14 protein-coding genes are annotated in these 21,320 nt (G+C 50.7%); 11 read left to right on the top strand and 3 right to left on the bottom strand.

The genetic code is table 11. The features are described 5' to 3' along the window. Nucleotides 1-193: 193 nt before the first annotated feature. From HMPREF9441_RS11710 to glmS, 3 genes are all read right to left on the bottom strand, one after another. The gene (locus HMPREF9441_RS11710; RefSeq protein WP_039865282.1) at nt 194-1,558 is read right to left on the bottom strand and encodes a dipeptidase; all 1,365 of its coding nucleotides are present in this window, start codon (nt 1,556-1,558) and stop codon (nt 194-196) included. Nucleotides 1,559-1,705: 147 nt separating this feature from the next. After that, nucleotides 1,706-4,645, bottom strand: a complete 2,940-nt coding sequence (locus HMPREF9441_RS11705; RefSeq protein ID WP_008621401.1) for a DUF4982 domain-containing protein — start codon at nt 4,643-4,645, stop codon at nt 1,706-1,708. Nucleotides 4,646-5,112: 467 nt separating this feature from the next. Then, nucleotides 5,113-6,960: a glutamine--fructose-6-phosphate transaminase (isomerizing) gene (gene glmS / locus HMPREF9441_RS11700; RefSeq protein WP_008621397.1), complete on the bottom strand. Its 1,848-nt coding sequence runs from the start codon at nt 6,958-6,960 to the stop codon at nt 5,113-5,115. A 213-nt stretch (nt 6,961-7,173) separates the two neighbouring features. Between glmS and HMPREF9441_RS11695 the strand changes: the two genes are divergently transcribed. The 11 genes from HMPREF9441_RS11695 to HMPREF9441_RS11645 all read left to right on the top strand — a co-directional run bounded on the left by HMPREF9441_RS11695 (nt 7,174) and on the right by HMPREF9441_RS11645 (nt 20,527). Further along, the gene (locus HMPREF9441_RS11695) at nt 7,174-8,157 is read left to right on the top strand and encodes a tetratricopeptide repeat protein (protein ID WP_008621396.1); all 984 of its coding nucleotides are present in this window, start codon (nt 7,174-7,176) and stop codon (nt 8,155-8,157) included. 293 nt (nt 8,158-8,450) lie between these two features. After that, on the top strand, nt 8,451-9,293 hold the full coding sequence (locus HMPREF9441_RS11690) for a prephenate dehydratase (RefSeq protein WP_039865278.1): 843 nt from the start codon (nt 8,451-8,453) through the stop codon (nt 9,291-9,293). After that, on the top strand, nt 9,274-10,458 hold the full coding sequence (locus HMPREF9441_RS11685; protein WP_008621392.1) for a pyridoxal phosphate-dependent aminotransferase: 1,185 nt from the start codon (nt 9,274-9,276) through the stop codon (nt 10,456-10,458). Before HMPREF9441_RS11690 ends, HMPREF9441_RS11685 begins: the two co-directional genes overlap by 20 nt. A gap of 34 nt (nt 10,459-10,492) precedes the next feature. Next, nucleotides 10,493-11,566 carry a bifunctional 3-deoxy-7-phosphoheptulonate synthase/chorismate mutase type II gene (locus tag HMPREF9441_RS11680; protein WP_008621391.1) on the top strand — a complete coding sequence of 358 codons (1,074 nt, stop codon included), beginning with the start codon at nt 10,493-10,495 and terminating at the stop codon, nt 11,564-11,566. A gap of 24 nt (nt 11,567-11,590) precedes the next feature. Beyond that, nucleotides 11,591-12,364: a prephenate dehydrogenase gene (locus HMPREF9441_RS11675; protein ID WP_008621390.1), complete on the top strand. Its 774-nt coding sequence runs from the start codon at nt 11,591-11,593 to the stop codon at nt 12,362-12,364. A 145-nt stretch (nt 12,365-12,509) separates the two neighbouring features. Next, nucleotides 12,510-13,088 (top strand): bifunctional adenosylcobinamide kinase/adenosylcobinamide-phosphate guanylyltransferase, encoded by a 579-nt coding sequence (gene cobU, locus HMPREF9441_RS11670; protein ID WP_172634949.1) that lies wholly within the window; start codon nt 12,510-12,512, stop codon nt 13,086-13,088. Nucleotides 13,089-13,090: 2 nt separating this feature from the next. Next, nucleotides 13,091-14,164: a nicotinate-nucleotide--dimethylbenzimidazole phosphoribosyltransferase gene (cobT, locus tag HMPREF9441_RS11665; protein WP_039865280.1), complete on the top strand. Its 1,074-nt coding sequence runs from the start codon at nt 13,091-13,093 to the stop codon at nt 14,162-14,164. Between the two features lie 14 nt (nt 14,165-14,178). After that, a complete protein-coding gene (cobS, locus tag HMPREF9441_RS11660) occupies nt 14,179-14,952 on the top strand; it encodes an adenosylcobinamide-GDP ribazoletransferase (RefSeq protein WP_008621385.1) in 774 nt (257 codons plus the stop codon). Nucleotides 14,953-14,959: 7 nt separating this feature from the next. Continuing rightward, nucleotides 14,960-15,487, top strand: coding sequence for an alpha-ribazole phosphatase (cobC, locus tag HMPREF9441_RS11655; protein WP_008621383.1), 528 nt, complete (start codon nt 14,960-14,962; stop codon nt 15,485-15,487). 5 nt (nt 15,488-15,492) lie between these two features. Then, nucleotides 15,493-17,958, top strand: coding sequence for a helix-turn-helix domain-containing protein (locus tag HMPREF9441_RS11650; RefSeq protein ID WP_244949750.1), 2,466 nt, complete (start codon nt 15,493-15,495; stop codon nt 17,956-17,958). A gap of 91 nt (nt 17,959-18,049) precedes the next feature. Continuing rightward, the gene (locus tag HMPREF9441_RS11645; RefSeq protein WP_008621378.1) at nt 18,050-20,527 is read left to right on the top strand and encodes a glycoside hydrolase family 31 protein; all 2,478 of its coding nucleotides are present in this window, start codon (nt 18,050-18,052) and stop codon (nt 20,525-20,527) included. Nucleotides 20,528-21,320: the final 793 nt, after the last annotated feature.

Below are 21,320 nucleotides of genomic sequence, written 5' to 3'. Positions count from 1 at the left end.
AGGCCTTGCTTCCCGAAAGCGAGTGCAAAGGTAGACACTTTTACCGTAATAGCCAAGTGTTTCACCAATAAAAATCGAAAAAAAATCAACCGAATTAATTTACACCTTATTATATTTATATTCCGACGTTTGAATCGCGTCCTTTCCCCCGCATACCCATATATGGAATCGTCCAGACTTACGTCTCACGTGTTCAAAGCGTCACGGATTCATGGAATTCCACCACAGCCTCGATACCTTTCCGAAACATATCCAACGGAAAATTCTCATTAGGCGAATGAATAGCGTTACTCTCCAAACCGAATCCCATCAAAACAGTCTTTGTTCCCAAAATCTTTTCAAAATCACTTATGATAGGGATACTGCCACCACGGCGCACAGCCAACGGCTTTCGCCCAAACGCCTTGGTGAAACCTTCTTCCGCAGCTTTGTAAGCCGGCAAGGTTATCGGACAAACATAGCCTTCGCCACCGTGCATAGGAGTCACTTTCACCTGCACGTAGTCCGGAGCTATGGATTCGATATAATCGACAAACATTCGGGAAATCTTCTCATGCTGCTGATGGGGAACCAAACGGCAGGACACTTTGGCATAGGCTTTAGACGGCAACACGGTCTTAGAACCTTCTCCCGTATAACCGCCCCAAATGCCACACACATCGAACGACGGACGGCAACTATTCCGCTCAATCGTACTGTATCCTTTCTCTCCTTTCAAAGCACGTACACCGATAGCTTGTTTATAACGTTCCTCATCAAACGGAATTTCAGACAGCATCCGACGTTCTTCCTCCGACAGTTCTTCCACTTCATCATAAAAACCCGGTATTGTGATACGCCCGTCTTCGTCAGTCATACGAGCCAACAAACTGCACAATACATTAATAGGATTAGCTACCGCCCCACCGAAATGGCCGGAATGCAAATCACGATTCGGCCCCGTCACCTCGATTTCCCAATAAGCCAATCCTCGCAGTCCCGTCGTAAGCGAAGGAAGGTCGGGCGCGAGCATGCTGGTGTCGCTCACTAGAATCACATCACAGGCCAACAGCTCACGATGTTCCTGCAGGAAAGCATTCAGGCTGGGAGACCCGATTTCCTCCTCCCCTTCCAATATGAATTTGACGTTATGGCGTAAACGCCCTTCCCGCACCATATATTCAAAAGCCTTCAGTTGAATCATAGACTGCCCTTTATCGTCATCCGCTCCCCGGGCAAATACATGTCCGTCACGCACTTCCGGCTCAAAAGGGTCGCTTTTCCATAAATCCAACGGTTCGGCAGGCATCACATCGTAATGGCCGTATATCAAAACCGTAGGCGCATCAAAGCCCACACGCTTTTCCGCATACACCAAAGGGTTTCCGGAAGAAGGCATTACCCGGGCTTCATCCGCTCCGGCCTCCAACAGCAAATGTTTCCAACGTTCGGCACAAGCCACCATATCTGTCTTACGTGCCGGGTCGGCACTCACACTCGGAATGCGAATCAGACTGAACCACTCTTCCAAAAAACGGGCTTCATTTTCTTCGATATACTCTTTTACGCTTTTCGCCATATATTTTCCATTTAAAAATTTCACACCTTGCATTCTTTGCCCAAATATATAGAATATATTCCATTGTCCTGCACAATTTAAACATAAAAAAGCCTTCTGCTCCTTCAAACAGGAGCGGAAGGCTACATCTTTCCGAACGCGCTATGCTTAAATTTTCTTCGACCGGACGGAAGCTTCTCCGGAGCGCAACCCGTCTGAAGAGACTTTAACCGTAATTTTTCCAGGATTAAATGTCGTTCGCACCGCCACGCGCATCAAACCGCCTTCGGCCTGCAACTCCGTATCGCCCGGAGCATGGTATTCCAAAGGTTTTCCTTCCGTGACATAAAAATTGTAAGAACCTTTATACACCCCTTCGCCTTCCACTTCAAACCTCAACTGGTTGTCGGCAAAAGGACACCAACGCCCTTCCTTGTCCACCACGCGCACCGTAGCGACGAAAGCATCCGAAGCATTGGCTTTCAATTCAAATCTTTCCCCGTCCGGTTTGGGAGCCGGTTCTTCGATTTCCACTTCCAAAGCGTACGGCTCGCCGGCAGAGGCGATCTCATCCTCGCAAACGGGACGTTTCCGTTCGTCCAGCCCCACGGCCTTGACCGTACCCGGCTCCCATAGGATGCCTTTCCACGTGCAGCGGCGCGTCCGTGCCTCCGGTTCCACAATCCCACGGGATACCCCGTTGACGAAGAGTTCCACATAAGGACAGTTGCTCCACGCATCCACGTCCTGCAATCCCCGAAAGTTCCAATGGCTCTGCAAGGCCACACCGGGACGCTCGTCGAAAGGCACCCAAACGGCTTTCTCGAAAATCCGGTACAGCAATTTCGGGAAGCGGTTGCCGTCCATGGCGCACGAACCGAGACTCTTTTGGTTGCGCATGCCGTTGAGGTAAATGGTATACCCCTCCCCGTACGTCTCGGCCAACATCCAGTTGATCCATCCGCATGCGCGTTTGTCCATGTTGTCGAAATAGTTCTCCACATAGTCCATCGAGAACTCTTTTTCATTATCGTAGTCGAAACGGGCGATGCACCAACTGGGCAAGCCCGACCAGTTCGTCCCGTAGACTTCCGTGTTCCACGAAGGGCTCCCTTCCACCTTCTCATAACGGTTCGTGTAGCCTATCACGACCGGTTCGTCCTTGTCCCACTCCGGAGGATAACCGTCGCGGTTCTGCACGAGGCGCGGCTGGATGTAATCCCATTTCTTCACCTGCTCCAACGTATAAGACGGCAGGTATTTCTCCCCATCATACGCCAAACCATTATTCGACTCCCAGATGACCACGCACGGATTGTTACGATAAGTCACCATCACATCGCGGTCGTACTCCCTTTTATAGGTAATGGCCGGTTCGTCCTTCAACGCCCATTCATTGTCGCCGCTGTTGACGACCAACAAGATGCCGTAGCGGTCGCAAGCCTCGAACACTTCAGGGAAAGGCGGTTGGTGCCCCACACGCAGCGTATTACCGCCGCACCGGGCTATCCGGGCTACATCGTTCCACCAGAAAGCCGTAGGAACGGCAGCCCCCAATCCCGGGTAATTGTTCCGGTAACCGAAGCCGCGCAAAAAACATTTCTCACCGTTGACATAGCAAAAATCCTCGTCCCACGTGATTTGCCGGATGCCCCACGGACGGCTTTGCCTGTCCACCAGTCGTCCGTCCACGTAAACTTCATTCTCCACCGTATATAAATAAGGTGTACCGGAAGTCCCTATCGGATACCACAAATGGGGATGCTCCACCACTCCCGTACGGTCGAACAAAACGGTCTGGCCGCCTGCGGCACGGCGGGTGTCCTTGAAAGCCAAGGCCGTCTTGCCCTTCGCATCCTTCAAATACGTGCGCAGTTCCACGTCGCACGCCTCCGTGCCCGCATTCTCCACGTTCACCTGAAAACGCACTTCGGCTTTGTCTTTGGTAGCCGACACCGTCCCGAAATAAGTTCCCCACTTGCCCATAGGAGAATAAGAATCGAAAGGAATGTGCACCTTGTTCTTCTTGTGCAGGTAGACGGGGCAGACGATACCTCCCATGGCCTGACCGAAGCCTTCGTTGGTCCCGAAACCGGGCCAAGTGAAAAACGTACCCTCGGCATTGGACACCCTTACCGCTATCTGGTTCTCTTCTCCATAACGCAGGTAAGGCGTGATGTCCACCACAAAAGGAAGCGCGCTTCCCACATGGGTCACCGCTTCCGGCTGCTCCACCTTCGTATTGCTTCTTATCGGCGTACCGTTCACATACACCGCCGCCCCGATGTTCACTCCCTGGAACTCCAAGAAGAACATCCGGCCGCGGTCTTTGCCGTCTATGGTTATTTTCTTACGGTACCACGCTTCTCCGCGCCAGCAACGTTCACCCGTGCTGGCATTCAGGTAGGTGTCCTGCTCATTGTAGCAATGGGGAATCCCTACCGTCTGCCATCCGGTATCGTCGAATGAAAGCGAAGCCATGGCCTCGGCCTGCCCTTGATCCTGCTCTGTTTCGGGATTCACTTCCACCTCGCTCAACGTCACAGGCACGTCCTGCCCCTGTTCGGCCTTGCACTTCAGTCCGGAGAAACGCACATAGCGGGCCGTGGCCTTGAACGACAAATCCAGATAAGTAGCCGTCACCGTCTCGGTGTACCCCACCGTTCCGGTATGCCCCACAGTCGTGAAGTCGCCCTCTTTATGAAGCACACAGAGCTTTTTGCCTTCCGAAAGGGTTTGCCAGTTGCTGCCGTCGGCAGATACTTCCAACTTGACTTCCGCAAATCTCGTCCGGTCTGTGTCGAACCACAATTTCACGGAAGACAGGCGGACGGCTTTACCCAAGTCCACAGTCCAAAAACCTCCTTCCGGGGCATTCGCCGGCTTCCATTCCGAGTGGACGTCGCCGTCGTGAACCACAGAAACGGCCTTTCCGTCAAGAAATACCTGCGCATCCTTCGCCAAATTGATTTCCTGACGCACCACTTTCGTAAATTTCCATGGAGTCTCCCCCAAATTAATGCGTGTGGACACACTTTTAGCCTGCCCGCTGCCCGCAAAAGTCCACAGGCATAGCCACAACATTGACAATAAGCTTTTCCTCTTCATGTTTCAAACTGTAAATTAAGTTTTTTAGGTTGTGATTATTTTTAAAGAACCGCTTCCGCATTTCCTTGCCTTCTACCACGGGGAAATGCCATCCGGTTTCACATTAAAGTTCGTAAAAGTCTGTCGTTTTTGCAAACAGAAGAACAAAAATTAACGATGTGTACGCGCCCAACACAGTTCACCGACGGGCATAAAGGGATTTATATCGGAAAAACATGGCTTTCCGCGCGAAGAACAAGCCGTAAACGCCTGCCCAAGGCGGAAAAAACGTAAAGATTCAGAAAAACAAAAACCAACCTGATTTTCAAGCACTTGAATCCTCAAAATCAATCTGCGGAGAATGATGAAACGTTCTGCGCCAAACGGTAAATCAATCAAAGGAGATTGAAAAAACGTTTGGCGCAGATTGATTTTTGTATATAAGTTTCTCCCGAAAAGGCTCGGAAACGGGAAAAGCCGGAATACGATTACTCCACCGTCACCGACTTGGCCAGATTGCGAGGCTGGTCCACATCCTTACCTTTGCACACGGCGATGTGATAAGCCAACAACTGCAAAGGAACGGACACCACCAAGGGGTCGAAGCATTCCATCGTCTCGGGCAACTCGATCACCTCGTCGGCCAACTCCCGTATCTTCGTGTCGCCTTTCGTCACGAGCGCAATGACACGTCCCTGACGGGCTTTTACCTCCTGGATATTGCTGATGAGCTTTTCGTACATCCCGTTACGTGTGGCGATGACAAACACCGGCATCTCCGAATCAATGAGCGCAATGGGGCCGTGCTTCATCTCTGCCGCCGGATACCCTTCGGCATGGATATAGGAAATTTCCTTCAACTTCAAGGCTCCCTCGAGTGCTACGGGATAACAGTAGCCGCGGCCCAGGTAGAGGCAGTTGTGTGCATAGGTGAAAATCTTGGCCATTTGGGCAATCTGCTCGTTTGCTTGCAACGCCTCTTTCATTTTCTCGGGTATGGCCACCAGTTCCCGCACCATCTTGACATATTCATCCTGGGAAATCGTTCCGCGTGCCTTGGCCAAAGCCAGTGTCAGCATGGCCAACACCGTCACCTGCCCCGTGAACGCCTTTGTAGAAGCCACGCCGATTTCCGGCCCCACATGGATGTAAGCCCCGGTATGCGTGGCCCGGGGGATGGAGGCCCCCACGGAATTACAGATACCGAACACGAAAGCCCCTTGCTTGCGTGCCAGTTCGATGGCGGCCAACGTATCGGCCGTCTCGCCGGACTGCGATATGGCAATCACTACGTCGGTAGGCAAAATGACAGGATTGCGGTAGCGGAACTCCGACGCATATTCCACGTACACGGGAATACGACAATAATTCTCGATAAGCTGTTGGCCGATAAGCCCCGCGTGCCACGACGTACCGCACGCCACGATGATGAAACGGCTCGCGCTCAACAGCTTGTCCTTATGGTCGATGACCGCCGAAAGCGTCACGTTGTCGGCATCTATATTGATACGCCCGCGCATGCAATCAAGCAGGCAATCCGGCTGTTCGAAAATCTCCTTGAGCATAAAATACGGATAGCCTCCCTTTTCCAATTGGCCGAGGTTGATGTCCACCGTTTTCACCGTAGGGTGCATGCGCGTGTTGTCCATATCCACCACTTTCAGCTCGTCTCCGGGACGGATGACGGCGATGTCTCCGTCTTCCAGATACACCACCTTGTCGGTGTATTCCACAATAGGGGTGGCATCCGAGGCCAGATAAAACTCATTGTCGCGCCCGATGCCCACCACCAACGGACTGCTCTTGCGTGCGGCAATGATTTGTTCGGGATGCCTTTTGTCCAATATCGCGATGGCGTAGGCACCGATGACCTCATGTAGGGCCACTTGTACGGCACCCAACAAGTCCAGGTCATTGCTCACCTGGATATATTCGATGAGTTGCACCAACACCTCGGAGTCCGTCTGGCTGCGGAACTTCACGCCACGTTGTTGCAAACGTTCCTTCAACGTGGCGTAATTCTCGATGATACCGTTATGAATCAACGCCAGATTGCCCGATGCCGAGTAATGGGGATGGGCGTTTTCGGCGCACGGCTCACCATGCGTGGCCCAACGCGTATGGGCGATACCGATATGCCCGCTCACGTCTTTTGCTTCCGTCGAGCGTTCCAAATCGCTGACCTTGCCTTTCGCCTTATACACATTCAAATCACCCGAATTGCTGATCAAAGCCACACCGGCGCTATCGTAACCACGGTACTCCAGACGTTTAAGTCCTTTTATCAAAATGGGGTAAGCCTCTCTCTTACCTATATATCCGACAATTCCACACATATTCCATTTATTTTTCCAAAAGCAAACTTAGTAAAGTATAAACGCTTAAACATGATTTATCGTACAAATGTACGTTATTTTAAGCAATTTTAGTATATTTACGACCATGAAAATAAGATGCGGCTCGGCAGAGCCAAATTAGAAAACTGCGTTTTCATTTGTCTCTGCGCTCGCCTTTCACTATATTTGTGCGCATAAAAGAATAAGAATAAAATGGGATTTCTAAAAACATTGTTCGGCGGCCGGGAAGAATCTCCGGAAGAAAAAGCCGAAAAACGCCGCGAACGGGAATTCGACGTACTGAAATATGACGGTGTACGCGCCCGTAAAATGGGAGAGGTCAAATACGCCATACGCTGTTTCCGGGAAGCACTCGCCCTCCGGAACGATACCGAAACCGCGAGTTACCTGGCCGAAGCTTTGCTCTCCGACAAACAAGCTGAAGAAGCCCGGAGCATTTTGGCAAAACTGGCCGAAGAACTGCCGGACCATATCGGTGTACGGTTGGCCATGGCCCGTGCCGATGAAATGATGCAGGATTATACGCGCATGGACGAAGACTGCCGGGCTGCCCTGCAAATCGACAACGGCCATGCCGGAGCGCTCTACCGCTCGGCCCAAGCCAAACATGCCTTGCACGACGAGCTGAACGCCGTGGCCCTATTGACACAGGCCATCGTGCAGGACGGACATTTGACGGAAGCTTACCTGTTGCGGGCTGAAATTCTCCGCGACATGGGTAGCCTGACAGAGGCCGAGGCCGACATCGACCACTTACTCAAGGACGAGAAGGCACAACCGGCATCCGAAGAAGCCGTGATGTTGAAGGCCGCACTGCGGCTGCAACAAGGGGATGCCCCCACGGCCATCACCTATTATAATAAGGTAAAGACGCAAAACCCGCTGATGGGCGAAGCATACGTGGGGCTCAGCACGGCATACGCCGCCAACCGTCAGCTCGACCGGGCACTGTCCACACTGGACGAAGCCGTAGAACTCATGCCGGACTTCAGCGAAGGATACAAAGAACGCGGACGCATCAAACTGATGCTCAACGACAAAGCCGGAGCGGCCGACGACCTGAAAAAAGCGTTGGAGACCTCGCCGGAAGCTGCCAAAGCCCTCGAAGGACAGTTCAGCAACATAGAACAAGAGATGAACGAACAATACAAAAACCGCAACCCTTACGGTTTCTAAATGTAATCAAAATCAGGTATTCTTTCACATTTTTCCCGTTTAAGAGGAAAAAAGCGGTGAAAACATTTGCCGGGAATGAAAAAATCCCTAATTTTGCAACAAATTCAGAAATACGAAGATGAAAGAATTATTCAACACATATTTTTATTTCTTCTTTTACTTTTACTTTAGCCATAAAGTGAAGCGGGAGTTCGTATGTGTACCAAACAGAAAATTATACTAACCCAATAAAACATGAGGTCCCGCTTCCCACCGAAGCGGGACTTTTTTGTGAAAACGACAAAACAAGAACAATGAAACGAATTGCAATCCAAGGTATCAAAGGGTCGTACCACGACATGGCAGCCCATTACTTCTTCCACAACGAGGACATCGAGCTTATCTGCTGCTCCACGTTTGAAGAAGTCTTTGCCACGGTAAAGGACGACAGTACGATACTCGGCATGGCTGCCATCGAAAATACCATTGCGGGCAGCCTGTTGCACAATTACGAATTACTTTGCGACAGCGGACTTACCATCGTGGGTGAGCATAAGCTGCGCATTTCCCACAGCCTGCTCTGCCTCCCCGACGACAATCTGGAGGACATCACCGAGGTACATTCCCATCCGGTAGCCCTGATGCAATGCCGCGAATTTCTGGCCCGGCATCCCCGTCTGAAAGTCGTGGAAGGTGAGGACACGGCCGGCTCGGCGGAAATCATCAGCCGGGAACAACTGCGCGGACAAGCCGCCATCTGTTCCAAATTCGCAGCCCCGCTGTACGGCATGAAAGTATTGGAAGAAGGCATCGAGACCAACAAACACAATTTCACCCGTTTTCTGGTATTCAGCCAACCGCAACGCGCCAACCTGCTGCGCGATATCCGTCAGACCAACAAAGCCAGTCTGGTATTCACCCTTCCCCACGAAGAAGGCTCGCTCTCGCAGGTGCTGTCCATTCTCTCTTTCTATAAATTGAACCTGACCAAAATACAATCCCTCCCCCTCGTGGGAAAAGAGTGGCAATATATGTTTTACGTAGACTTGGGCTTCGATGATTATACCCGCTATTCACAAAGCATCGATGCCATTACCCCACTGACCAAAGAACTCAAAATATTAGGAGAATATCAAGATGGAAGACAAACTATATAATTTCCGCATACAGCCGGCCGAACGGCTGAGTTCCGTACAGGAATACTATTTTTCAGTAAAACTCAAAGAGGTGGCACGCATGAACGCCGAAGGCAAGGACATCATCAGCCTGGCTATCGGAAGCCCGGACATGCCGCCCTCACCTCAAACCATAGAAACGCTGTGCGAAGAAGCACGGCATGCCGATGCACACGGCTACCAACCCACGACGGGTATTCCCGAACTGCGCCGGGCGATGGCAGAGTTCTACAAACGGTGGTACGACGTGGACTTGGATCCGGCCTGCGAAATACAGCCGCTTATCGGCTCCAAGGAAGGCATCCTCCACGTCACGCTAGCCTTGGCCAATCCGGGCGACCGCGTACTGGTGCCCAATCCGGGATATCCTACTTATACGTCACTCAGCAAAATCCTCGGCCAACGAATCACCTATTATGACTTGCTGCCCGAAAACGGCTGGCAACCCGACTTCAAAGCCTTGGAAGAAATGGACCTGACGGGCGTGAAAATCATGTGGACCAACTATCCCAACATGCCGACGGGTGCCAACGCCCGACGCGAGACGTACGAAAAATTGGTAGATTTCGCCTTGCGCCACAACCTTGTCATTGTGAACGACAACCCATACAGCTTCATCCTGAACCACGAACGCCTCAGTATCTTGCAAGTCCCCGGTGCCAAACGCTGTTGCATCGAGTTCAACTCTATGAGCAAGAGCCACAACATGCCGGGTTGGCGTGTGGGCATGTTGGCCACAAACGCGGAATTCGTGAAATGGATTCTCAAAGTGAAAAGCAATATCGACTCGGGAACCTTCCGCCCGATGCAGCTCGCCGCCGCCGCCGCTTACCGGAACGACGCCCAATGGCACGAAGAGGCCAACATACATGTGTATGCCGAACGACGGGCACTGGCCGAAGAAATCATGTACACGCTGGGCTGCACTTTCGACCCGACGCAAGTGGGCATGTTCCTTTGGGGACGCATCCCGGAAAGTTGCGACAACGTGGAACAACTTACGGAGAAGATTCTGCACGAAGCACGGGTCTTCATTACGCCGGGATTTATCTTCGGCAGTAACGGCAGCCGATATATCCGGATTTCGCTTTGCGCCAAAAAAGAAAAAATAGCCGAAGCACTGGAACGCATCCGAAAAGTATTTTAAACACCAACAAGCATAGAATTAAAAATATAACGATATGGACGATTTACGATTAACTTCCCTGAACCTTCCGGGAATAAACGAAAACAAGCGACCACTCGTCATCGCCGGCCCCTGTAGTGCCGAAACCGAGGAACAAGTCATGACCACCGCCCGGCAACTGGCCGAAAAAGGATTCAAGATATTCCGTGCCGGTGTGTGGAAACCGCGTACCAAGCCGGGAGGATTCGAAGGTATGGGCGAGGCCGCATTACCCTGGCTGCAACGCGTCAAGGAAGAAACCGGCATGCTGGTATCCACCGAAGTGGCTATGCCCAAGCATGTGGAAGCGTCTCTCAAAGCCGGAGTGGATTTGCTTTGGGTCGGAGCACGCACTACGGCCAATCCTTTCGCCATGCAGGAACTGGCCGACTCTCTGAAAGGTGTGGACATCCCAGTTCTAGTCAAAAACCCGGTGAATCCCGACATCGAACTCTGGATCGGTGCTTTGGAGCGCATCAACGGAGCGGGCATCACACGCCTGGGAGCCATCCACCGCGGATTCTCCAGCATCGACCAGAAAATCTACCGCAACGCTCCCATGTGGCACATCCCCATCGAACTGCATCGCCGTTTCCCCAACTTGCCCGTCATCTGCGACCCGAGCCACATCGGCGGACGCCGCGACCTGATTGCCCCGCTCTGCCAACAGGCCATGGACATGGGATTCAGCGGATTGATAGTAGAGAGCCACTGTAACCCGGATTGTGCATGGAGCGACGCCAAACAACAAGTCATGCCCGATGTGCTCGACTTCATACTCGACCGTCTGGTGATACGCGAGAACGTGGAAATGACAGAAAGCCTGTCGGCCCTGCGCAAACAGATAGACGAGCTGGACAACGAGTTGATGAACTTGCTGACCCGCAGGATGCGTGTGAGCCGTGAAATCGCGACTTACAAAAAGGAGCATGACATGGCTGTCGTGCAAACCGGACGCTACTCCGAGATTCTCGACAAACGAGGAGCGCAAGGAGTGTTATGCGGCATGGATGCCGAGTTCGTGAAAAAAATCTATGAAGCCATCCACGAGGAAAGCGTGCGTCAACAAATGGACATCATTAATAAGTAAGCACGGACAGAAAGAACAAACATCATGAGAATACTCATCTTAGGAGCCGGAAAAATGGGCTCATTCTTCGTGGACTTGCTGAGTTTCGACCATGAGACGGCAGTATATGACATCGACGCCAAACGACTGCGGTTCATGTACAATACGCAACGCTTCACCTCGATGGACGAAATAGACGCATTCCGCCCCGAACTGGTCATCAATGCCGTGACGCTGAAATATACACTGGATGTCTTCCGGCAAGTGATTCCCCACCTGCCTCAAGACTGTATCCTGAGCGATATCTCGTCCGTCAAAACGGGATTCAAGGAGTTTTATGAAGGTGCAGGTATGCGTTATGTCAGCACACACCCGATGTTCGGTCCCACGTTTGCCAATCTGGGGAGCCTGAACCACGAGAACGCCATCGTCATCAACGAAGGCGACTATATGGGGCGCATTTTTTTCCGTGACTTATACAGTCGACTCGGATTACATGTCTGCGAATATTCGTTCGAGGAACACGACGAGACCATGGCCTACTCGCTCAGTATTCCTTTCGTGTCGACTTTCACCTTTGCTGCGGTGATGAAACATCAGGATGCACCGGGCACGACATTCAAACGCCATCTGAAAATAGCTCAGGGCGTGCTGAGCGAAGACGACTGCCTCCTTCGGGAAATCCTTTTCAACCCGCGTACCAAAAGTCATGTGGAGCGCATTCGTGAAGAGTTGAAAAACCTCATCCACATCATCGACGAGCGCGACGAAGAAGGACTGAACCGCTACCTGACACGTATCCGGGAAAACATCAAATAAAAACCCCTGAAAACCTAAAGTCCAATCGTATGTCCAACTTTCCATTGTACAGATCCGGACATACGGTTGGGCTTTTTTTAAACAAGGAAACGATTTATAACAAACACGGACATGAAAAGGAAAATAAATGGCTATCTTTGCGAACATGAAAAGAATTATTCTGATTACAGGGGGAGAACGCTCCGGTAAAAGCGTGTATGCCGAACAATTGGCACTGCGACTGTCCGAACAACCTGTTTACATGGCCACGGCACGTATCTGGGACGAGGAGTTCCGCCAACGCGTACGCATCCACCGTGAACGGCGAGGAGCGCAATGGACCAACATCGAGGAAGAAAAATACCTGAGCCGTCACGACCTGACGGGACGGACGGTACTGGTGGATTGTGTCACGCTATGGACCACGAATTTCTTTTTCGACTATACGCCGCAACAGAGCTCTCCTGTCCCGAATCCCTCCGACACCGTGGAAAGCCGACAGGCTCAAGCCGGAATCCGGCAAGTAGAGGAGACGCTGCAAACCGTGAAAGAAGAATTCCTGCGATTCACTTCGCAAAAGGCGACTTTTATATTCGTAACCAACGAAATCGGGATGGGCGGCGTATCGACTAACGAAGTGCAACGCCGCTTTACCGACTTGTTGGGCTGGACTAACCAATTCGTAGCGTCCCAGGCCGATGAGGTCTATCTGATGGTGAGCGGCATTCCTATGAAAATCAAATGAACATGAAAACATTCCGAATTACGACTCCGGACGAGGCTTTACGTCCTGTCCTGCAAAACAAAATAGACAACCTGAACAAGCCGAAGGGGTCGATGGGACGGTTGGAAGAATTGGCCCTGCAAATCGGTCTGATACAACACACGCTCTCACCGGAATTGCGTCATCCGTGTCACCTTTTGTTCGGTGCCGACCATGGAATCGAACGCGAAGGAGTCAGCATATCCCCTCGCGAAATCACCTGGCAACAGATGATTAATTTCAGCCGGGGAGGAGGCGGGGTGAACCTGTTCTGCCGCCAGCACGGTTTCGAACTGTTCCTGATAGATATGGGGGTGGACTACGATTTGCATTCCTATCCCGGTATCATCGACTGTAAAGTAGCACGCGGTACACGGAACTTCCTTCACGAAGCGGCCATGACGGAAGAGGAAACGGACCAATGTATAGAAACCGGTGCCCGCATGGTGACAGAATGCCACAAACGGGGCTGCAACGTCGTCAGCATAGGCGAAATGGGAATTGGCAACACCTCTCCTTCTTCCATTTGGATGCACTTACTGACCGGCACGCCGTTGGAAATGTGCGTGGGGGCAGGAGCCGGACTGAACAATACCGGTATCCGTCACAAATACGAGATCCTGCAAAGCGCGGTACAGCGTTTCCGCGACCACCATCCCGACCTGCAAGATGCCGATGTCCGTTCGACCCGATACGCCACGGAAGTGCTCCGTTGGTTCAGCGGCTTCGAAATGACGGCGGCTATCGGTGCGATGCTGCGTGCCGCCGAACTGGGCATGGTGATTCTGGTAGACGGTTTCATCATGACGGCCTGCATGCTGATGGCCTCACGGCTTTATCCGGCCATACGCCACTATGCCGTGTTCTGCCACGAAGGCGACGAGGCCGGACACCGGCGGATGCTCGAAGCCTTGCATGCCCGCGGACTGCTCCAAATAGGACTGCGCCTCGGTGAAGGTACAGGCGCCTTGTGCGCTTATCCGCTCTTGCAATCCGCCGTCCGCATGCTCAACGAAATGAACAACTTCGAAAACGCTCATATTACCAAATATTTTTAATCCCGCATCCCGCTATGACAGACCGACTATGGGCCTCACTGATGTTCTTCACGCGCCTGCCTTTCTGGCGCATCCGGCAAGTGGACGCCGAGTGTTTCAAACACGTGGTGGACTACTGGCCGTTCGCAGGCTGGCTCACGGGAGGTACGGCCGCCCTCGTTTTCTGGCTTGTTTCAGGGATTCTACCGATCGCAACAGCAGCTTTGGCGGCGATAGGCACACGCCTGTGGCTTACCGGTGCCTTGCATGAAGACGGATTGGCCGACTTCTGCGACGGATTCGGCGGAGGAACCACGCGCGAACGTACATTGGCCATCATGAAGGATTCCCATATTGGTACGTATGGTGTCCTGGGACTGGTCTTCTACATCGGACTGCTAATCAGTCTGATCTCAGCCCTGCCGCTTTATGTGGCTCCGGCCATTATCTTCACAGCCGACGTGTATGCCAAAGCATGCAGCAGTTTCATCATCCTGCAACTGCCCTACGCCCGGACGGCGGAACAAGCCAAAACGGGTGTCGTTTACTCAGTCTGGAATAAGCAAGCAGCCGCAGGCCACGTATTCCGTTGTCTGCTCGCCCTTGTCCCATGCGTAGCGTGGCTCCTGTCCGGCCCGACCGCTTTCCCTCTTTGGGCTTTTCTGGTTCCTCCGGTAACGGAACTTTTGCTCACCGGCTGGATGAAACGCCGGTTGCAAGGTTATACGGGCGACTGTTGCGGTGCCTTGGTTTTGCTCTGTGAGTTGAGTTTCTATTTATCTATTGTCATACTTTACCATTTTATATAATCCCGTCATGGAAATCTATTTAGCCCGACATACCTCAGTAGATGTCCCACGCGGCACTTGCTACGGTTTTACGGACGTTCCCCTCCGTGCCACATTCCGGCGCGAAGCCACTGCCACCCGGCTGCGGTTGGGCGGCCTCACTTTCGACCACGTGTACACCAGTCCGCTCAGCCGCGCGGCCAAATTGGCCGCATTCTGCGGTTATCCCGATGCTGAACGGGACGGACGGCTGAAAGAAATGAATATGGGCGACTGGGAGATGCAACGTTTCGACGACATCATCGACGAACGGTTACAACTTTGGTACGACGATTTCCTGAACCAACCGACCACAGGCGGGGAATCGTTCCGCGACCTTTACGCCCGTGTAGCAGCCTTTCTGAACGAACTGCGTAAGAAAGACTACCGGCGTGTAGCTGTCTTCGCCCACGGCGGAGTACTGATTTGTGCCCAAGTGTATGCCGGTACCATCCCGTTGGAAGACGGTTTCAAACATCTGACATCCTACGGTGGCGTAGTGAAAATCAATATCTGAAAATCATGAAACATATATTCCATTATTCCATCTTACTCGTCTGCTTGTCCGTGCATCTGTCCATGATGGCAATGCCTTATACCTTCAGCCGCCTGGATGCCTCAGACGGCCTAAGCGACAATCAAGTGCAACATATCCTGCAATTACCGGACGGACGAATGGTTTTCACCACTTTAGGCAATATCAACCTATATGATGGCATGCGATTCCATTACATCCACCGGAACGACTCCGATGTATATGCCATCAAGGATTATCACGGGCATTACCATGTATATGTAGGCCATCACGACAGGCTTTGGGTCAAAGAATACGGCAAAGTATGGTGTCTTGACCTACGACATGAACAATACCTCAAAAATCCCGAGACAGTATTCCTCGAAACAGGTATACGGGAAAAAGTGACCGACTTATTCGTAGACTCTGAAAAAGACCTGTGGCTGGTCACGCCCAAAGGCATCTGGGAAGCTAAAAAGAAACGTTATCTCCTTCTCCCGAAAGATGCCGGAGAACTGCAAGACGTTGAGGTTTCAAACGATCGAATTTACTTGTTTTTCAGCTTCGGCGAAGTAATATGTTATTCACAAAACCAAGGTAAACCGCTTTATCGTAAAGCGGCTTATCCTGAGAACGAACGTACAAATTACAGCCGCACTTCACTCGTTGTCAAAGGACCTGATGGAAATTTTTACCAGGTCCGGAGCGGCAAGAAGTCCGGCTTATTTGTCTTTTCCCCCCAATCACGTACCTGGAGACTATTATTAGAAACCCACAGTCCCTTGCATACGCTAATTGTCCCCTCCCACGACATAGCTTATATCAGCAGCCTGAATGGCATTTGGTCGATAAGCCTACCGAAGGGCAAAGCCCGTTTCCAATCCAGCTTGCGCACAACCGACGGTAAACAATTACAAACCGACCTCAATACCATCTACCAAGACCGTCAACAAGGTATTTGGTTAGGTACAGGAAACCGAGGCATACTCTATACGCACCCCGAGCGCTTCAAATTCATTTCCACCCCCACATTTGAAGAATTACCTCTCGCTCCCCATACCAAAGGAGAAAACGGAATCCCCTACAAACATCCGACTATATTCCAAGGACAATCTTATAATGACGTATATACCGACCGGAAAGGACGCACATGGGCCGGCACCCCAGACGGGTTACGCCTATTCCTCCCCTGTCAAACTGGCTTCCGTACCTTCTATACAGAAGACGGATTGCCAAACAATTTCATCCATGCCATTACAGAAGATGCACACGGGCAAATATGGGTTTCCACCAGCGACGGTATTTCCCGTATGTCTATCAACGAAAAAGTAGATTCGGCATGGTTTACCAACTACCGTTACGAAGACGGCACGCTCAAAGGAGAATACCGTAACCAAGAAGTACAAACCTTACCGGATGGTCGTATACTAATGGGAGGTGTGGACGGTTGGACGTTATTCCATCCTGACAGCGTGGAAATTCCCCATAAGGACTTTTCCCCTCTCCTTATCGGTTTGTCTTTGTACGGAGAACCAATACACATCACCCCCTCTGATTCCATAAACTCTATTTCTCTTCTTCCGCAAGCCCCTCCCTACGTCAAGCATTTCGAGTTCAATTACCGGCAGAACCACATCGGCTTCGACTTCTCCTCCCTGAACTATGCCTGGCCCACTCACACATATTATCGTTACCGTCTCATCCACAGTGGAGATTCCACATGGCATGTAGTCCACCCACAATCAAACGGCGGTATTATAGACCACAAAGGCAACTTGCATTTGGCATTTTCCCTTCTTCCTCCAGGAAACTACCGTCTGGAAGTTATGGCATCCACACAATCCCGTATTTGGAACGGTCCTGTCACAGAGATTACATTCATAATTCACGCCCCGTGGTGGCTTAGTCGTTGGGCATACGCGACCTACATTTTCCTGCTCCTATTTCTGGCAGTTACCGGAATACGCTTATATGTACGCCAAACCAAACGCCGTATCCTACGTCGCCACAAAGAAGACATTCTACTTCTACGTATCCAACACCTTATTGAACGATGCGATAACTATGAACAGCAAGTTTCAATAGCCACTACACGTGCTTGCCCCCCCCAAGAAAAAGAAGAGCCACCCATCAATTCCACAGATAGTGATTTCTTAAATAAAGCTGTAGAGTTGGTAGAAGCCCATCTAAACACTCCAGGGTATACAGTGGAACAACTTAGCAAGGACTTATGTATGGAACGTAGCGGATTGTATAAAAAGTTAAATACTTTAATAGACAAATCGCCCAGCCTGTTTATCCGGAGCATACGTCTGAGACGGGCTGCCGATCTCATCAGAAAAGGCGGAATGAACATGGCGGAAATAGCGGAACAAGTGGGATTCAGTTCAGCCAGTTATATGAGCAAGTGCTTTCAGGAAGAATTCGGCTGCAAACCCTCAGAATACATAGAAAAAGAGCAAGAATCAACATAATTACCACATGTTTCAACATAGTTGGTACCAAGTTCTGCTTGTTTCGGCATAACTTTGCCCCGTCAACATTAAACTTAAAAGTTTACCAAACATGAGAAAAACCTTATTAGTAATTTGCGGCATAGCTTGCGTGACTGGCTTGCATGCCCAAGACGTAGAACGGACTCAGGACGGAGCCAAGAATTTTATCCGCACCCAAAACGTTACGGAAGAAATACGTTTTTACTCCGACGACATCGTACGTGTCATCAAGTATCCTTCCCGTCACCTCCCGGACAAAAAAAGTTATCCCGTCATCAAAACCCCGGAAGACGTAAACCTGTCCTACACGGAACAAGAAGGCAATCTGTCCATAAAGACGGGGAATATGGAAGTCGTCATGGACAAGAATTCGGGAAAAATCACTTTCAAGGATGTCCAAGGCAATTTATTAGTGCAGGAAAAAGAATTCGGCACAAACTTCATTCCGTGCAAAGACGGGCCGTATGACAGTTACCGCGTCAGCCAACGGTTCATGATGAGCCCCGATGAAACTTTATATGGCCTTGGGCAGCAACAAACCGGCAAACTGAACCAACGCGACCAGGAATTGACGTTGCGTAACGAAAACACCCGAGTGTGCATCCCTTACATCACTTCAGAAAAAGGTTACGGCATCTATTGGGACAACCCGTCTCCCACTGTGTTCTCCGACACCCCTCAAGAAACAAGTTTCAACAGCGAGGTGGGCTACATGAGCGACTATTACTTTATTTATAAAGACGGTACACAAGACGGTGTCATTGCCGGCATACGCGATCTCACCGGCCAAGCCACCATGCTTCCGCTTTGGACTATGGGGTACTGGCAATGCCGTGAACGCTACAAAAGCCCGGATGAACTCTGCGAAGTGTTGGACAAACACCGTGAACTCGGCGTACCATTGGACGGCATCGTGCAAGACTGGCAATATTGGGGATGCGACTCCAACTGGAATGCCATGAAGTTCATGAATCCGCGTTACATCAACAAAATGGGCGACGAAGCATGGATGAAATACTTGCCGAATGGTGAAGACCCTAATGCCAAATACCCGGAACCACGCATCAAGACTCCGAAAGAAATGGTGGAATACGTGCACAAAAACAATGCCCACCTGATGATTTCCGTATGGGCCAGTTTCGGACCTTGGACAGACCAATACAAGGAATTGGATGCGATGAACGCATTGCTGAAATTCGAGACTTGGCCACGCAATGCCGGCGTGCACCCTTACGACCCATTCAACCCCAAGGCACGCGACCTCTATTGGCGTTACCTGAAAAACCTTTATGACCTGGGCATAGATGCCTGGTGGACTGATTCTACAGAACCGGACCGTTTCGACATGGGCGAAAGGGAATTCAGCCTACCCACGGCAGACGGCACTTTCCGCAGCGTGCACAACGCATTTCCCCTCTTGAGTAACCAAGGCGTGTATGAGCACCAACGTGCCGTATCGGACAGCAAACGCTTGTTCCTCATGACGCGTTCTTCCTATTTCGGGCAACAACGCTACGGTTCTTTCTGTTGGAGCGGCGACATCTCTTCGCAATGGGACGTCATGCGCAAGCAGATTGCAGGCGGGCTGAACTACTCGCTCTGCGGCATACCTTATTGGAACACAGACATCGGTGGCTTCTTCGGGTGGGAATACAATAACAATTGGAAAGACGTTGCCATGCAAGAACTGCAAGTGCGTTGGATGCAATGGGGCTGCTTCATGCCTATCATGCGCAACCACTGTTCCTCTCCCATGGAAAGCGAGATTTATAAGTTCGGAGAAGAAGGTTACTGGGCCTACGACGCACAGAAAAAATTCATAGAACTGCGCTATCGCCTCTTACCTTATATATATAGCCTCTGTGGCGAAGCAACCCAAGCCAGCGGCAGCATCATGCGCCCGTTCGTCATGGACTTCCCCCGCGATAAGAAGGCCATCCGCGTAGACAACGAATACATGTTCGGCCGTAACCTGCTAGTCATGCCCGTCACCGACTCTCTCTATACGTATTACGACAAAGGCGCACACAAAGGATTCACGTCCGTACCGGATGTGGCCAAAGCCGTAAAGAACGTGGAAGTCTACCTGCCGCAAGGCGCAAAATGGTATAACTTCTGGACCAACGAAATGCACAGTGGCGGACAAACGGTCTCCATGCCCTGCCCCATCGACATCATGCCGGTGTACGTGAAAGCCGGTTCCATCCTGCCTTTCGGACCCGCCGTGCAATATACGTCAGAAAAGAAGTGGGACAATTTGGAAATCCGTGTCTATCCGGGAGCCGATGCCGACTTCACGCTCTATGAAGACGAAGGCGACAACTACAATTACGAGAAAGGGGCTTTCAGCCAAATACGCTTCCATTGGGACGATGCTGCACGCACATTGACCATCGGGGAACGCAAAGGCGACTACAAAGGCATGCTAAAGAAACGCAACTTCCGTATCCTCGTAGTGAACCGCCAATCCCCTTCGGGTGACAAAGAGCCGCCCCAATTCAGTCGCTCCGTACGTTACAACGGAAAAGCACAAACCATCAAATTGTAAAAATTTTCAAACAACGAAACGCCGCACACCTTTGAGATTCATTATCGCAAGTGTGCGGCTTCCGTTTGGTCCGGGCACAGCCCTTAACTCCATTTTGGGAAACAGCAAGTCATCAATGGAACATATCCCCCCTTACAGGCTATATACATCCCCCCTACACAGGAATTTACCAAAAAGTTCCTTCATCTTTCAGGATTCGTAGTAAGACACTCATAATCTAACATTTACGAGCTGAAAGATGTTTCAGGTACCTTCTAGCCATGTTTCATTTAGTTTGGCGCAGAACGGAAAATCATTCGGCTGAGATTGAAAAAACGTTTGGCGCAGAACTTTTCACCGCTTTCTGCAATGAAAGAAAGCTGAAAGATACCTAAAGCCTCATTCAGTCCACAACACACTATATAACAAACATTTATCATACACCCTGAAAAATGAAAGACTGTTTTGCAAAACTCTTAGAGAGGAGCGTATGGGAAAGAAGTCCCTCTGATTCCCCTTCCCAATTCTTGCATTTATTATCCAATTTCTGAATAACATAATCCTACTTTAGAGATGTTTATTTCTATACCTTTGTATAAAGAAATTTAGGACTATATTAATCTAATTTTTATTTTTAGCATATTAAAATTTAAGGTTATGAAAAATAAAATCAGACCAATCTTATCTATGGGTACGGTGTTGCTCTCGTTCATGCTAACGACTTTATTCCCGAGTTGTAACGACGAACTCCCTGCTGACAGTTATTACACTTTCACGGGGGAAATGATGAGCGACTTTTTGAAGAACCATGAAG

This window comes from Paraprevotella clara YIT 11840 (assembly GCF_000233955.1).
Taxonomy (GTDB): domain Bacteria; phylum Bacteroidota; class Bacteroidia; order Bacteroidales; family Bacteroidaceae; genus Paraprevotella; species Paraprevotella clara.
The sequence above is the reverse complement of the archived record's forward strand: the minus strand, read 5'-3'. Positions and strand labels throughout refer to the sequence as shown.